Genomic DNA, 12241 nt, shown 5'->3' with positions numbered 1-12241 from the left:
CTGCGAGCTAAACCTGACAGCCCATGGCAGCGATCAGGACTAACCTCGGAGTATGCGTTCGAGCCGGCTGTTGTCGATCCTGCTGTTGCTGCAGACGCGCCGGCGGTTGACCGCGCGTGAGCTCGCCGACGAGCTGGAGGTGTCGCTGCGGACGATCTATCGCGACGTCGAGGCGCTCGCCGCGGCGGGAGTTCCGGTGTACGCCGACCAGGGCCGAGCAGGCGGGTATCGCCTGGTCGAGGGCTACCGCACCCGCCTGACCGGTCTCACCGAACAGGAAGCGGCCGCACTGTTCCTCGTTGGTATGCCGGGCGCGGCCGCGGCGCTCGGGCTGACCGCGGAGACAAGCGCCGCCGAGCTCAAACTACTGGCCGCGCTGGCTCCCGATCAGCGGGACCGCGCCGGCCGGCTGAAGAACCGCTTCCACCTCGACCTGCCCGCCTGGTACCAGGACGCCGAGGACTCCCCGCACCTGTCCGCGATCGCCGACGCCGTGCTCCACGACCGCCGGGTGCAGGTCCGGTACCGCCGCTGGGAGGAGCCTCGCGAGGTCGAGCGGGTCCTCGAGCCGTACGGACTGGTCCTGAAGAACGGCAGCTGGTACGTCGTGGCGTCCACGCCGGGCGGGCTGCGGACGTACCGCGTCTCCAACATCCTCGAGCTGACGCCGACCGACGAGACGTTCGAGCGGGCGACCGACTTCCACCTCGCGGACTTCTGGCAGCACCACCTGACGGGATTCGACCGCCTGCGCTTCACCGGCGACGCCGTCGTCCGGGTGGCGGCGCGGCTCGCGGGCAGGATGTACGACGTCTCGTACCCGACTCTCGTCAAGGCGGTCGCCGCGGCGACGCCGGAGGCCGACGGCAGTGTCGTGGTGACGATCCCGATCGAGTCGATCGGCAACGCCGCCGCGTCGCTGAGCCGGTTCGGCGACGCGGTCGAGGTGCTGGAACCGCCCGAGCTGCGGGCCGAGATCGCCGAGCTGGCGCGCAGGATCCTCCGGCTCTACTCCTGAGCCCACGGTGGCGCGCGTCACCCGATTCTGTCTTTTCCATATATTACGAGTTTCGTACTATATGGATAACGGAAGAGGAGGCGCGATGAGGATCACGGTGTTCGGCGCGACGGGCGGGATCGGCGGCCACGTCGTACGGCAGGCGCTCGATGCGGGTCACAAGGTGACGGCGGTGGTGCGGACGGCATCCGCGTTCGAGCTGGAGCACCCTTCGCTGGAGGTGTTACGGGTGCCGGGGTTGGATGCGGCCGAGCCGCTGCGCGAGGCGGTCGACGGCAGTACGGCGGTGATTTCGGGAGTGGGGCCGCGCGGGCGGAAGGACGGGCCGGTCGCGTCGCGCAGTACGCAGTCGATCCTGGGCGCGATGGAGGCGGCCGGGGTACGGCGGTTGGTCGCGGTGAGCGCTGCGCCGCTCGGGCCGATCCCGGCGGACGAGGGCTTTCTGAACCGGCGGCTGCTCTATCCGGCGATCAACGCGTTCGCCGCGGACGTGTACGCCGACCTCCGGGTGATGGAGGCCGACATCCGGGCGAGCGCGACGGACTGGACGATCGTGCGGCCGCCGAAGCTGACCAACAGACGGCTGACCGGCCGCTACCGGACTGTTGTCGGCGGCACGGTGCCGCGGAGTTATTCGATCTCGCGCGCGGACACGGCGCACCTGATGCTCGCGGTGCTCGACGACCCGGCAACCGTTGGTCAGCCGATCGGGGTGGGGTACTGATGGTGCTGCGTGGGGTGAGCTTGTTCTTCAGCGGGTTGTTCGCCGGGTTCCTCGTGTGTGTGATGGTGCTGGAGAACTCGTTGCGATCGTTCGGCGCTGCCGTCTACACCCAAGTGCGTCTGGTCGAGCTGGACTCGTTGGACAAGCTCGCGTCGGTGACGCTGATACCGGCGATCGTCACGACCGTGGCCGTGGTGATCTGGAGCCGCGGCAACGGTCGACGGTTCGCGATCACCGCGGTCGCCTTGCTGGTGATCGTGTTCGTGACGACGCTGGCGGTGAACCTGCCGATCAACTCCGACCAGTTGTCGTGGTCGGTCCAGCAGCCGCCGGCGGACTGGGCGGGCGTCCGTGATCGTTGGCAGATCGCACACGCGGTGCGTACGGTCGCCGCGGTGGCGGCGTTCGGGCTGCTGGTCGGGGCCGCCGTGCGTCAGCGCAGTGGCGGCCGGTCGAGTTCGCCGGCCATCAGCGAGGTCCGAGTCGGTCGGTGATGAGGTCGTGGGGGACGGCCTGGGCGGTGCGCCCCTGGAAGCCGGCGGTGGTTCGAGCCATGGTCAGTGAGTTGAGCAGGGCTTCTTCGACCGACTCGGTGACGGCCTGGAACGGGCCGCGGAGGTCGCGGTCGGCGTAGTCCGGCGTACCGGCGGTGGTGAAGGCGATCGCGTAGTCGCCGCTGCCGGGCGCGTAGTCGGAGCCGACGCGGCCCATTGCGAAGATCGCCCGCCTGGCCAGGCGTCCGAGTTGGCGGGAGTCGAGCGGGAGGTCCGTCGCCACCACGATCATGCAGGAGTTGCCGTCCGCGTCGATCGGCTCGACGGGAACCGGCTTGCCCAGCACAGACAGCAGTCCGGAGAAGTTCGCCTGTACCAGAACCCCAACCGTGTATCCGTCGCCGGGAGTCGGCTGGACGCCGGCAGATGCCGCCGGACCTGCGGTAGGCCCGGTGAGGGTGCGGGAGGTCGTGCCGATGCCGGCTTTGAAGCCCAGCGCGGTGGTGCCCGAGCCCGCTCCGACGCATCCTTCGGCCGGGAGGGCCGACGAGGCGGTGTCGAGGGCGTGGTGGACGTGGGCCGGGGTGATGGGGCGGCGGCGGATGTCGGAGAGGTGGCCGTCGTTGGTTTCGCCGACTACCGGGTTGAGGCTGGTGGCTCGTGGGTTGCGGTCCAGGAGCCAGGTGATCAGCGCGTCGGCGACGCGGAACGTGCTGAGGGTCCCGGTGAGCAGGATCGGCGTCTCGATCACGCCGAGCTCGTCGATCTGCGTCGTCCCGACCAGCTTCCCGTACCCGTTGCCGACAGCAACCGCGGCCGGCAGCCCGTCCGCCCACCCGGCCGGGACGATCGCGGTCACGCCGGTGTTCAGTCCGTCGCCGGTGATCGTGGTCTGGCCGACGAGCACGCCGGGTACGTCGGTGATCGCGTTGAGCGGCCCGGTGGGCAGCGTTCCGACGACGACACCGAGTTCGCGGGCTCTCCGTGGACTGTGCATCCAGCTATCGTCGGCCACATGCTGCAGCACCTGGCCGGCCGGGTCTGGATCTACCCGCACGACGCGGATCCGGACGCGATCCGCCCGTCTGTCGCCGTGATCGCCGACGACGGCGGCAGCGTGCTCGTCGACGCCGGCAACAGTCCGGAGCACGCCCGCGCCATCGGTACGGCGATCGAGGCGGCCGGACTGCCCGCGCCGAGGTGGCTCGTCTACACCCACCATCACTGGGACCACACCTGGGGCGCCTGCGTCTGGCCGGACGTGACTGTCATCGCGCACTCCAGCGCTGTCGACCTGCTGGCAAAGGAGTCCGAGCGCCCCTGGAGCCACCGCTACCTGCACGACCAGGTCGAGGCCGACCCGAAACTCGGCCCGAGCTTCCGCGCCCGCGCCTTGGCCGTCCCCGACTGGACCGATTTCCGCGTCGTCCTCCCGGACGAAACCTTCGACGACACGCTGAGGCTGCCCAACGACGTCGTACTGCGGCATGTCGGCGGCAACCACGCGCCCGACTCCCTCATCGTCATCGCCGACGGTGTCGCCCTCCTCGGCGACGCGTTCTACCCGCCGCCGTACCACCTGCGCACCCCCGACGACACGGTCGACTACGCGATGATCAAGCAGCTGCTGTCCGAGCGGCACGACTGGTACGTCGACGCCCACTCACCGCCCCGCAGCCGCTCAGCCGCGCTCGCCGGGTCCTAGGGCATGTCTGACAATCCAGCGCCTACTGCGGGGCACTCGGCACGGCATCTCGCCGCACGTGAGCAAAGGCCACGATGCGCCGCATCGAGACCTTCGCTCCCGCACGCCGAGCTACCGCACCGAGCACCTCCTCGCGACGGCGCTGGATTGTCAGACATGCCCTAGCGGCGACCGGTCGCCGACGAACCACAGATGCCCGAAGGGGTCCAGGAACGACCCCTGCCGATGCGTCCCCCAGGGCACGGCGTGATCGCGCACCGGGTCGAAGCTCCCGTCCGCGCCCGCCTCGACGGCACGCTGGACGAAGCCGTCCGGGTCGTCCACGAACACCTCGACCCGCACCGTGGGGGCGCCGGTCGCCGCGGGCGTGTTCCAGATGTTGTTCCCGGGCTCGCCGAGGAACAGCGGGGCGCCGCCGATACTCAGCCCGATCACGCTGCCCAGGTTCCACAGTTCGACGGCGCCGAGCGCCTGTGCGTACCAGCGTGCGGCGGCCGGGGCGTCGGATACCGCCAGCATCACCGAGATCTGCGTCGGTTTGTCCATGCCCCAGTAACGCACGGCGAAGGTCCGCCCACCGGACCTGGCGGCGGGCCGCGCGACCGGGACCCGTAGGCTGGGCGCGCGATGAAGAGTTTCGAGGAGCTGTTTGCCGAGCTGGGTGAGAAGGCGGCGACACGCCCGGAGGGTTCCGGGACCGTGGCGGCGCTGGATGCCGGCGTGCACGCGATCGGCAAGAAGCTGGTCGAGGAAGCCGCCGAGTCCTGGATGGCCGCCGAGTACGAGAGCAAGGAGCGGGCGGCGGAGGAGCTGTCCCAGCTGCTTTACCACGCCCAGGTGATGATGCACGCGCTCGGCCTGGAGCTCGACGACGTGTACCGACATCTGTAGGAGCACCTCCCGCAGATCACCGGTTCACAACCCCAGAAAGGGTCAGTCGCCATGCTGCGCGTCGCAGTACCGAACAAGGGCTCGCTGAGCGAAGCCGCCACCGAGATGCTCGTCGAGGCCGGCTACAAGCAGCGCCGGAGCACCAAGGACCTCGCGCTCACCGACGCGGCCAACGAGGTCGAGTTCTACTACCTTCGCCCGCGCGACATCGCCGTGTACGTCGGCGAGGGCACGCTCGACGTCGGCATCTCCGGCCGCGACCTGGTGCTCGACTCGCACGCCGATGCGGACGTGATCATGGGCCTCGGGTTCGGCTCGTCCACCTTCCGGTTCGCCGGGCGGCCCGGGGTCGCGGACTCCGTGAAGGACCTGGCCGGCAAGCGGATCGCCACGTCGTACGCCGGGGTGCTGCAGGACCACCTGGCCGAGAACGGGGTCGACGCGTCGGTCGTGCGTCTCGACGGCGCCGTGGAGACGGCCGTCCAACTGGGCGTCGCGGACGTGATCGCGGACGTCGTGGAGACCGGGACGACGCTGCGCCAGGCCGGGCTCGAGGTGTTCGGGGAGCCGATCCTGCAGTCCGAGGGCGTGCTGATCAAGCGGCACGGCGTGGAGACCCCGCCGAACGGCCTGCAGCAGCTCGTCCGCCGGCTCGAGGGCGTCCTGATCGCGCGCAACTACGTGATGATGGACTACGACATCCGCGCCGAGGACGTGGACGCGGCCACCGCGGTCGCGCCCGGTCTGGAGTCGCCGACCGTCTCGCCGCTGCACCGGCAGGGCTGGGTCGCCGTCCGCGTCATGGTCCAGCGGGCCGAGGCGCAGCGGCTGATGGACCAGCTCTGGGAGGTCGGCGCCCGCGCGATCCTCACCACCGACATCCACGCGTGCCGGATCTGAAGCCTGCGGTCATGTCCGGGTCGACAGACAGGGTGTACGCGTTCCATCCGCGGATCGTGGCGGCGATGGCGGCCGGCATGGGGTTGTCGTTGATCGCCGTGTTCGGGGTGATCTGGTTCCGGTTGTCGCCGGAGGACCGCGCCACGTTCGACTGGTTCCAGCGGATCACCCTGCTGGCGTTCTTCGGCGCCGTGCTCTGGATCCTCTACCGGATGTCGACGCTGCGGGTGACCGCGTACCCGGACCGGCTGCGGATCCGGAACGTGTTCAAGTCCTACACGCTGACCTGGTCAGAGGTCACCGCGCTGCGCTTCCGGCCCGGGGACGCGTGGCTGCAGCTGTTCGATGCCGACGACAACCGGATCGGCATCCTCGCGGTCCAGGCCGCCGAGGGCGCGCGGGCGACCCGGGCCGCCAAGCAACTGGCAGCGGTCGCCCGCGAGCACGGCGCGGGTCCTAGACCGACACCTGAAAACTAGTCGTGTGCGATTCGCCCGGCGCGAGGACGACCAGGTCCTGACCGGTGCGGAACGCGTCCGGCGGGCAGGTCATCGGCTCGACCGCGAGCGCCGTACGGCCGACCGCTTCGCCGGTGAACAGCTGCATCCACGGCGTGTCACCCGTCAGCACGGACCGCGCGCCGCTGTCCGGGTCGGTCAGGGCAACGGACCACTCGGCATCCAGCCCTGTGAAGGCGTTGTCGATCGAGGTCTCCCCGATCAGGCGGCCACCGCTGAAGTCGTACGGCGACCCGGCGACCGGCGCAAGGCCCGTCGGGGTCATCTGGTCCGCAGACACTTCCAGGCGGTCGGCGGCGGTGAACTCGAGGACACAGTCGTCGATCACACGTCCGACCGTCAGATACGGATGTGCTCCGTAGCCGTACGGCGCCGCACTCTTGCCGATGTTCGTGGCGACAGCGGTGACCGTGAGGCGGTCGGTCAGCTGGTAGGTGAGGCGTAGGTCGAGTTGGTGGGGGTAGCCGGGCTGCCCGTGCAGGCGGTGGGTGGCGACGACGACCGCCGGGTCCGAGCCGTCGTCGGCGCGGGTCCAGTTGGCCCAGCGGGTCAGCCCGTGGATGGCGTTCTGCCGGGCGGGCTCGGTCAGGTACAGCTGCTGGTCGGCGCCGTCGAACGTGTACTGCCCGTCGGTGATCCGGTTCGGCCACGGGAACAGGTGCTGCCCGAGCCCGGCATGCGCGGCCTCGTCCTCGGCGTACCCGAGCAGGACCGGCCGCCCGTCATACGTCAGCTCCCGCACCCCGCCCCCGACACTCACCACGGTCGCCTCGAACCCGCCGCCGCGAAGGACCCACTGTTCACCCGATGGCAAAACGTTCATGGGTCCATCCTCACCGACCTGTCCATCGGGAGCGACCCCGTTCGTGGTGATGCTGTAGACACGCTGACAGGAGGTACGACGTGAAGTACATGCTGCTGATCAACGCCGGTGAGCTGGACCTGCAGGACGCGCCGGTGGGGTGCGAGCCGGAGGACTGGATGCGGTTCGACAAGGACATCCAGGACGCCGGCGTGGTGGTCGCGTCCGAGTCGCTGGCCGATCTGGTCACCGCGACCCGGGTCGAGGTGGCCAACGACGGCCGGCGGACCGTGACCGACGGGCCGTTCGCGGAGACCCGGGAGGTGCTCGGCGGGTTCTACGTGATCGATGTACCGGACCTGGACGTCGCGCTCGACTGGGCCGCGAAGTGCCCGGGGTCGCGGGGCGGCGGATCCGTGATCGTCCGGCCGGTCGCCGAGTTCTGATGGAGCAGGTCGAGGCGGTCTTCCGGGAGGAGCGCGGCCGGCTGCTGGCCGCGCTCGCCCGGCGCTTCGGGGACCTCGACCTGGCCGAGGAGGTCACGTCGGAGGCGATCGAGACGGCGCTCACCCGCTGGCCGGTCGACGGCGTCCCGCCGAACCCGGGCGGCTGGCTGATGACCACCGCCCGGCGGAAGGCGGTCGACCGGCTCCGGCGGGACCAGGTGTACGCCGCCAAACTCGCGATCCTGCAGGTCGAGGCGGACCGGTCCGCGCCGCAGGCCGCCGGGGACGACCTGCCCGACGAGCGGCTGCAGCTGTTCTTCACCTGCGCGCATCCCGCGCTCGCCCCGGAGGACCGCGGCGCGCTGACCCTGCGCTGCCTGGCCGGGCTGACCACGCCGGAGGTCGCGCGGGCCTTCCTGGTCCCGACCGCGACGATGGCGAAGCGGATCGTCCGCGCGAAGAAGAAGATCCGGGAGGCGCGGATCCCGTTCCGGGTGCCCGGGCCGGACGAGCTGCCGGAGCGGCTGCCCGGTGTCCTGCAGGTGATCTACTCGGTCTTCACCGAGGGGTACGCCGCCAGCGCCGGCCCGTACCTGCAACGCCTGGACCTCGCCGAGGAAGCGATCCGCCTGGCCCGCATCGTGCACCGGCTGCTCCCCGACGCGCGCGAAGTCACCGGCCTGCTCGCCCTGATGCTGCTGATCCACGCCCGCCGCGACGCCCGCACCGGCCCGGACGGCGAGATCGTGCTGCTCGAGGACCAGGACCGCGGCCGCTGGGACCACGACATGATCGCCGAAGGGCGCGACCTGGTCGTCGCCGCCCTCACCGGCGGACCGCCCGGACCGTACGCCGTCCAGGCCGCGATCAACGCCGTGCACGACGAGGCGACCGACTTCGCCGGCACCGACTGGCCGCAGATCGTCCAGCTGTACGACGTCCTGCTGGACCTCGACCCGTCCCCGGTGGTCGCGCTGAACCGCGCCGCCGCGATCGCGCTCCGCGACGGACCCGCCGCCGGCCTCCAACTCCTCGACGAGCTCGCCGCCGAACCCCGCCTCCAGGACTACCACCCGTTCGCGCTGGCGCGGGCGGACCTCCTGCAGCGCCTCGGACAGGTGCCCGAGGCGATCACCGCCTACCAGCACGCACTTGCGCTGGCCGGTTCCGAGCCGGAACGAGCTCAGATCCGTGACCGGCTTGCCGCGTTGCAGCAGACTGACGCCATGGAGACCGTTTACGAAGCGGCGGGCGGGGCCGACGGCATGCTGCGGCTGGCTGCGGCATGGCACGAGCGGGTGATGGCGGACGAGGTCGTCAGCCACGCCTTTCACGGCGGGGCGCGGCCGGATCACACCGAGCGGCTCGCGGCGTACTGGGGAGAGGCCCTGGGCGGACCGTCCGTCTACACCGAGTCCTACGGCAGCGAGGCATCCGTCCAGCGCCGGCACGCGGGGAACGGTGAACACGACGAGATGAACCATCGCGCGATCGACTGCTTCGACGCGGCGCTGGTCGATGCCGGCATCGACGACGAGCGGGTCCGCTCGGTGCTGCACGACTACTTCTCCTGGACCACCTTCAACACGATGTACCGGCACAACGCCGAGGACATCGACGACGGCCAGGTCGTCACCCAGTGGTCGTGGGACGGACGTCAGGACGCGGCTGAGTCGTGAGGCGGTAGCGCCACCGACGTGGCGACCAGCTCGAGCGCGGGGTCGAAGGGTGTCGACGGGTTGCCGTCGACGATGACGTGGGCGCGGGAGCGGGTGGCCTGCTCGGCGAAATGGTCACGCTCCCAGCGCATCCACTCCAGCCAGTGGTCGCGCAGGGCCTCGCCGTCGCGATCGATGCCGCGGTCCAGCCGGACCTCGTTCGACGTCTCGACCCACAGGCGCAGCGACTGCCAGTGCGCCGCGTCCCGGTCGCAGGCGGTGACGCCTTCGACGATCAGCAGATCGACGGTGCTCGGTACGACGTGCAGCTCGGCGTACGCGCCCTGGTACCAGTCGTACCGCCGGTAGCGTCCCTCGCGGCCGTCGGCCAGCCGCTGCAGGACGTGGTCGCGGAGCAGGGCGAAGCCGCGCTCCGCACCGGTCCAGCCGTCGTACAGGTCGTCCATGTGGATGACGTACGTGTTCAGGTCGCGCAGTTTCGCGCGGGCCTCGACGTGGGCGGCGACGGTGGTCTTTCCGGAGCCGGCCGGTCCGTCGATGCCGATCAGCCGGGTGCGGCCGAGATGGGGTGATCCGGCCTGGACGTTGTCCAGGAGCGAGTCGATGGTCAGGGGCGTGGGGCCGTGGTCAGGGGCCTTGTCAGTTGATTCCATGGCGCTTCAGGATGTCCTCGATCTCGTCGAACTCAGACGATTCCTGCTGCTTCGCCTTCCCCTTTGACGGCTTGGCAGCTTTGGCGGTGGCGGCCGACGCCGGCGCTGGGCCTGTGCTCGTCAGCTCTCCCGCGGGCGAGGCGGGCTTCTTCTCTGCCTTCTTCTGGTTCCCACCGCGGCCGCGGGCTACACCGGACACGACGTACAGCACGACCGAGACGCCGAACAGCGCGACACCGGCCCAGACGGTCGGCGAGAAGATCAGGTGCGTGACCCAGCTCACGGAGGAGCGGACCACGTCCCAGACCAGCTCCAGCAGCCCGGTCAGGTACAGCGAGACCGGCAGCAGGGACCAGGCCACACCGCGTGTGCCGGCCGCGACCCCGCGGCGCCGCCACGCGGCCCACGAGCCGATCAGACCGAGCAGCGTGAGCCCTACGCAGAACGGCAGCAGCGTCAAATCGTTGAAGTCAGGCACATACCCAGGCTCGCACAGTTGGACCGCGATCCAAGAGGGGAACAGCCCTGACGGACCCCTGAAACCCCGGTCCGGGGACAATGAACCCGTGCAACCACCACAGCGGAGACTGGCGTTCACCGGGTTCGACGACGACGACGGGTCGGCGGACCCGGCGCTGGCGACCGCGCTCGCCACCGGCGACGGGGGAGCGGTGCTCGCGGCGCTCACCAAGGCACGGCTGCTGGTGCCGGTCGTCGCGATGCTCGGCGAGGTGGAGTACGACGAGAACGGGCTGGCGCACGACAAGACGTCGGACATGGCTGTCGCGCTGCTCCAGGGCCAGGATGGGCGGAACGCGCTGCTCGCGTTCACGGGCACCGAGAGCCTGGCGCGCTGGAGTCCGGAGGCGCGCCCGATGCCGGCCCAGGCGCAGTTGGTCGCCACGGCGGCGATCCAGGAAGGCGCGGCCGCGATCGTGCTGGACATCGCCGGCCCGGCCGCGGGCGTCATCGAGACCGACGACGTACGCCGCCTGGCCGCCGGCTTCCAGGTGGTGCGGCTGGAAGACGGCGGCTACGCGTGGGTCGAGGTCACGGAGTAGATCACTGGGTAACCAGTACGTCGGACTTGCGGTGGTAGGACTCGTTCGTCCACCACAACATGGCGACGACCGCGCCGAGCCCGAGGTCTGACCAGAGCCACCACGGGCTGTCGAAGTGGCCGAACATCGCCAGCGACGCCCAGACCACGAACTGCACCACACAGGTGACCAGCCAGACGCCGGTCGCGACACGGAGCGCAGTCGTCAGCCCGCGCGGCGGGGCCGCGTCCGCGACGCCGGCGAGGATCATCCGGAGCTCGCCGCGGGTCCGGGCCGCGAGCACGCGGTCCTGCCGGTCGCTCGCCTGGGCCGGGGTCAGCGCGGCCTGCCGGACGGCGCTTTCCAGCTTGGAGATCGCCGCGCGCCGGTCGGCGTCGGTGAGCTGGACCTGGTCGGGGGTCAGCAGCGGTTCGAGGATCGTGTTCATGGTCGTTGGTCCTTTCAGCGGGTTCCGATGTAAAAAGCGTATGGATTGCACAGTTTCGGCGCGCGCTGCTCAGGACCCGTTTCCGCGGTGGTGCTAACACCCCTGTCCTGCCCGCCACGGCGTACGTCAGGATGGGAGACATGACCGAGGACCACGCGGACCTGCCGCCGGGGCTGGCCCTGTCGTGGGGTGTGCTGCCGGTGCAGCGGCGCGGGCCGAAGCCGGCGCTGTCGATCGAGCAGATCGTGGCCACCGGCATCGAGTTCGGCGACCGGTACGGGTTCGAGGCGGTCTCGCTGCAGCGGATCGCGGCGCACCTCGGCGTCACCACGAACGCGATGTACCGCTATGTGCGGTCCAAGGAAGAGCTGATCGTGCTCGTCCACGACAAGGCGGTCGGTCTGCCGCCCGAGCTGCCGTCCGGCTGGCGCGCCGCCGCGATCGCGTGGGTGGACGCGCAGGTCAAGCTGTACGCCGAGCGCCCGTGGCTGCTCGACGTACCGATCCGGGGCGCGCCCGTCACGCCGAACCTGCTGCGCTGGGTCGAGGCGATGCTCGCGGCCCTCGCCGAAACCGGGCTCAGCCAGCACGACAATCTCGGCTGTCTGGTGCTGCTGGACGGCTGGTCACGGAACTACGCGACCCTGGCCCGTCAGCTCGGAGCGAGTGATACCACGCCGGTCCAGGCCGAGCAGGTCGGCAAGTTCCTGGTGCCGCGGTTGATCGAGGGCGGCTACCCGACGCTGACGTCGCTGTACCTCAACCACGAGTACGAGGACGAGCTCGACGACGACCTCGAGTTCGGGCTGGCCCGCATCCTCGACGGCATCGAGGTACTGATCGCCAAGCAGTCCTAGGTGTGTGTGTCATCTCGACAGGACGTGTCGCAACCAGTCGGCCGGTCTCACGCTCAGCCGGCGGGC

17 protein-coding genes are annotated in these 12241 nt (G+C 70.3%); 11 read left to right on the top strand and 6 right to left on the bottom strand.

Annotated features, from left to right (window positions below; translation table 11 throughout):
• Positions 1 to 52 precede the first annotated feature (52 nt).
• From AB0I12_RS41290 to AB0I12_RS41280, 3 genes are all read left to right on the top strand, one after another.
• The gene (locus AB0I12_RS41290) at positions 53 to 1018 is read left to right on the top strand and encodes a WYL domain-containing protein (protein ID WP_359941542.1); all 966 of its coding nucleotides are present in this window, start codon (positions 53 to 55) and stop codon (positions 1016 to 1018) included.
• Between the two features lie 85 nt (positions 1019 to 1103).
• Positions 1104 to 1742, top strand: coding sequence for an NAD(P)H-binding protein (locus AB0I12_RS41285; RefSeq protein ID WP_359941539.1), 639 nt, complete (start codon positions 1104 to 1106; stop codon positions 1740 to 1742).
• Positions 1742 to 2236, top strand: a complete 495-nt coding sequence (locus AB0I12_RS41280; protein ID WP_359941536.1) for an anthrone oxygenase family protein — start codon at positions 1742 to 1744, stop codon at positions 2234 to 2236. Before AB0I12_RS41285 ends, AB0I12_RS41280 begins: the two co-directional genes overlap by 1 nt.
• Here the strand turns inward: AB0I12_RS41280 and AB0I12_RS41275 are convergent.
• On the bottom strand, positions 2211 to 3233 hold the full coding sequence (locus tag AB0I12_RS41275) for a P1 family peptidase (protein ID WP_359941534.1): 1023 nt from the start codon (positions 3231 to 3233) through the stop codon (positions 2211 to 2213). The genes AB0I12_RS41280 and AB0I12_RS41275 overlap by 26 nt on opposite strands.
• Before the next feature lie 18 nt (positions 3234 to 3251).
• On the opposite strand from AB0I12_RS41275, the gene AB0I12_RS41270 reads away from it, so the two are divergent.
• Positions 3252 to 3941, top strand: coding sequence for an MBL fold metallo-hydrolase (locus tag AB0I12_RS41270; protein WP_359941531.1), 690 nt, complete (start codon positions 3252 to 3254; stop codon positions 3939 to 3941).
• Between the two features lie 150 nt (positions 3942 to 4091).
• Here the strand turns inward: AB0I12_RS41270 and AB0I12_RS41265 are convergent, their stop codons facing one another.
• Entirely contained in the window at positions 4092 to 4487 is a 396-nt protein-coding gene (locus AB0I12_RS41265) for a VOC family protein (RefSeq protein WP_359941528.1), read from the bottom strand.
• A gap of 81 nt (positions 4488 to 4568) precedes the next feature.
• Between AB0I12_RS41265 and AB0I12_RS41260 the strand changes: the two genes are divergently transcribed.
• Genes AB0I12_RS41260 through AB0I12_RS41250 form a run of 3 tightly spaced genes read left to right on the top strand, consistent with a single transcriptional unit; the run spans position 4569 to position 6211 of the window.
• Complete coding sequence (locus tag AB0I12_RS41260; protein WP_355475986.1) at positions 4569 to 4832, top strand: phosphoribosyl-ATP diphosphatase; 264 nt, start codon at positions 4569 to 4571, stop codon at positions 4830 to 4832.
• 51 nt (positions 4833 to 4883) lie between these two features.
• Positions 4884 to 5732: an ATP phosphoribosyltransferase gene (gene hisG / locus AB0I12_RS41255; protein ID WP_359941525.1), complete on the top strand. Its 849-nt coding sequence runs from the start codon at positions 4884 to 4886 to the stop codon at positions 5730 to 5732.
• Positions 5733 to 5743: 11 nt separating this feature from the next.
• Positions 5744 to 6211, top strand: a complete 468-nt coding sequence (locus AB0I12_RS41250; RefSeq protein ID WP_359941522.1) for a PH domain-containing protein — start codon at positions 5744 to 5746, stop codon at positions 6209 to 6211.
• On the opposite strand, the gene AB0I12_RS41245 is transcribed toward AB0I12_RS41250, so the two are convergent.
• Positions 6189 to 7073, bottom strand: coding sequence for an aldose 1-epimerase family protein (locus AB0I12_RS41245; protein ID WP_359941519.1), 885 nt, complete (start codon positions 7071 to 7073; stop codon positions 6189 to 6191). The two genes, AB0I12_RS41250 and AB0I12_RS41245, sit on opposite strands and share 23 nt — an antisense overlap.
• Before the next feature lie 89 nt (positions 7074 to 7162).
• Here AB0I12_RS41245 and AB0I12_RS41240 point away from each other — a divergent pair, with 89 nt between their 5' ends.
• Positions 7163 to 7498, top strand: a complete 336-nt coding sequence (locus AB0I12_RS41240) for a YciI family protein (protein WP_359941672.1) — start codon at positions 7163 to 7165, stop codon at positions 7496 to 7498.
• On the top strand, positions 7498 to 9177 hold the full coding sequence (locus AB0I12_RS41235) for a DUF6596 domain-containing protein (RefSeq protein WP_359941516.1): 1680 nt from the start codon (positions 7498 to 7500) through the stop codon (positions 9175 to 9177). Before AB0I12_RS41240 ends, AB0I12_RS41235 begins: the two co-directional genes overlap by 1 nt.
• Here AB0I12_RS41235 and AB0I12_RS41230 read toward each other — a convergent pair.
• Both AB0I12_RS41230 and AB0I12_RS41225 read right to left on the bottom strand, forming a co-directional pair.
• Positions 9156 to 9830: a hypothetical protein gene (locus AB0I12_RS41230; protein ID WP_359941513.1), complete on the bottom strand. Its 675-nt coding sequence runs from the start codon at positions 9828 to 9830 to the stop codon at positions 9156 to 9158. The genes AB0I12_RS41235 and AB0I12_RS41230 overlap by 22 nt on opposite strands.
• A complete protein-coding gene (locus AB0I12_RS41225) occupies positions 9817 to 10308 on the bottom strand; it encodes a hypothetical protein (RefSeq protein ID WP_359941510.1) in 492 nt (163 codons plus the stop codon). The genes AB0I12_RS41230 and AB0I12_RS41225 overlap by 14 nt, the downstream gene beginning before the upstream one ends.
• 88 nt (positions 10309 to 10396) lie before the next feature.
• Here AB0I12_RS41225 and AB0I12_RS41220 point away from each other — a divergent pair, with 88 nt between their 5' ends.
• Entirely contained in the window at positions 10397 to 10891 is a 495-nt protein-coding gene (locus AB0I12_RS41220; protein ID WP_359941507.1) for an SseB family protein, read from the top strand.
• 1 nt (position 10892) lies between these two features.
• Here the strand turns inward: AB0I12_RS41220 and AB0I12_RS41215 are convergent, their stop codons facing one another.
• Positions 10893 to 11318, bottom strand: coding sequence for a DUF1707 domain-containing protein (locus AB0I12_RS41215; protein WP_359941505.1), 426 nt, complete (start codon positions 11316 to 11318; stop codon positions 10893 to 10895).
• A 140-nt stretch (positions 11319 to 11458) separates the two neighbouring features.
• Between AB0I12_RS41215 and AB0I12_RS41210 the strand changes: the two genes are divergently transcribed.
• Positions 11459 to 12175 (top strand): TetR/AcrR family transcriptional regulator, encoded by a 717-nt coding sequence (locus AB0I12_RS41210; protein ID WP_359941503.1) that lies wholly within the window; start codon positions 11459 to 11461, stop codon positions 12173 to 12175.
• Positions 12176 to 12241: the final 66 nt, after the last annotated feature.

The sequence above is a fragment of the Kribbella sp. NPDC050459 genome (assembly GCF_040655315.1).
Taxonomy (GTDB): Bacteria; Actinomycetota; Actinomycetes; order Propionibacteriales; family Kribbellaceae; genus Kribbella.
Note: the sequence above shows the minus strand (reverse complement) of the source record. Positions and strands in the feature narration are given on the sequence as shown.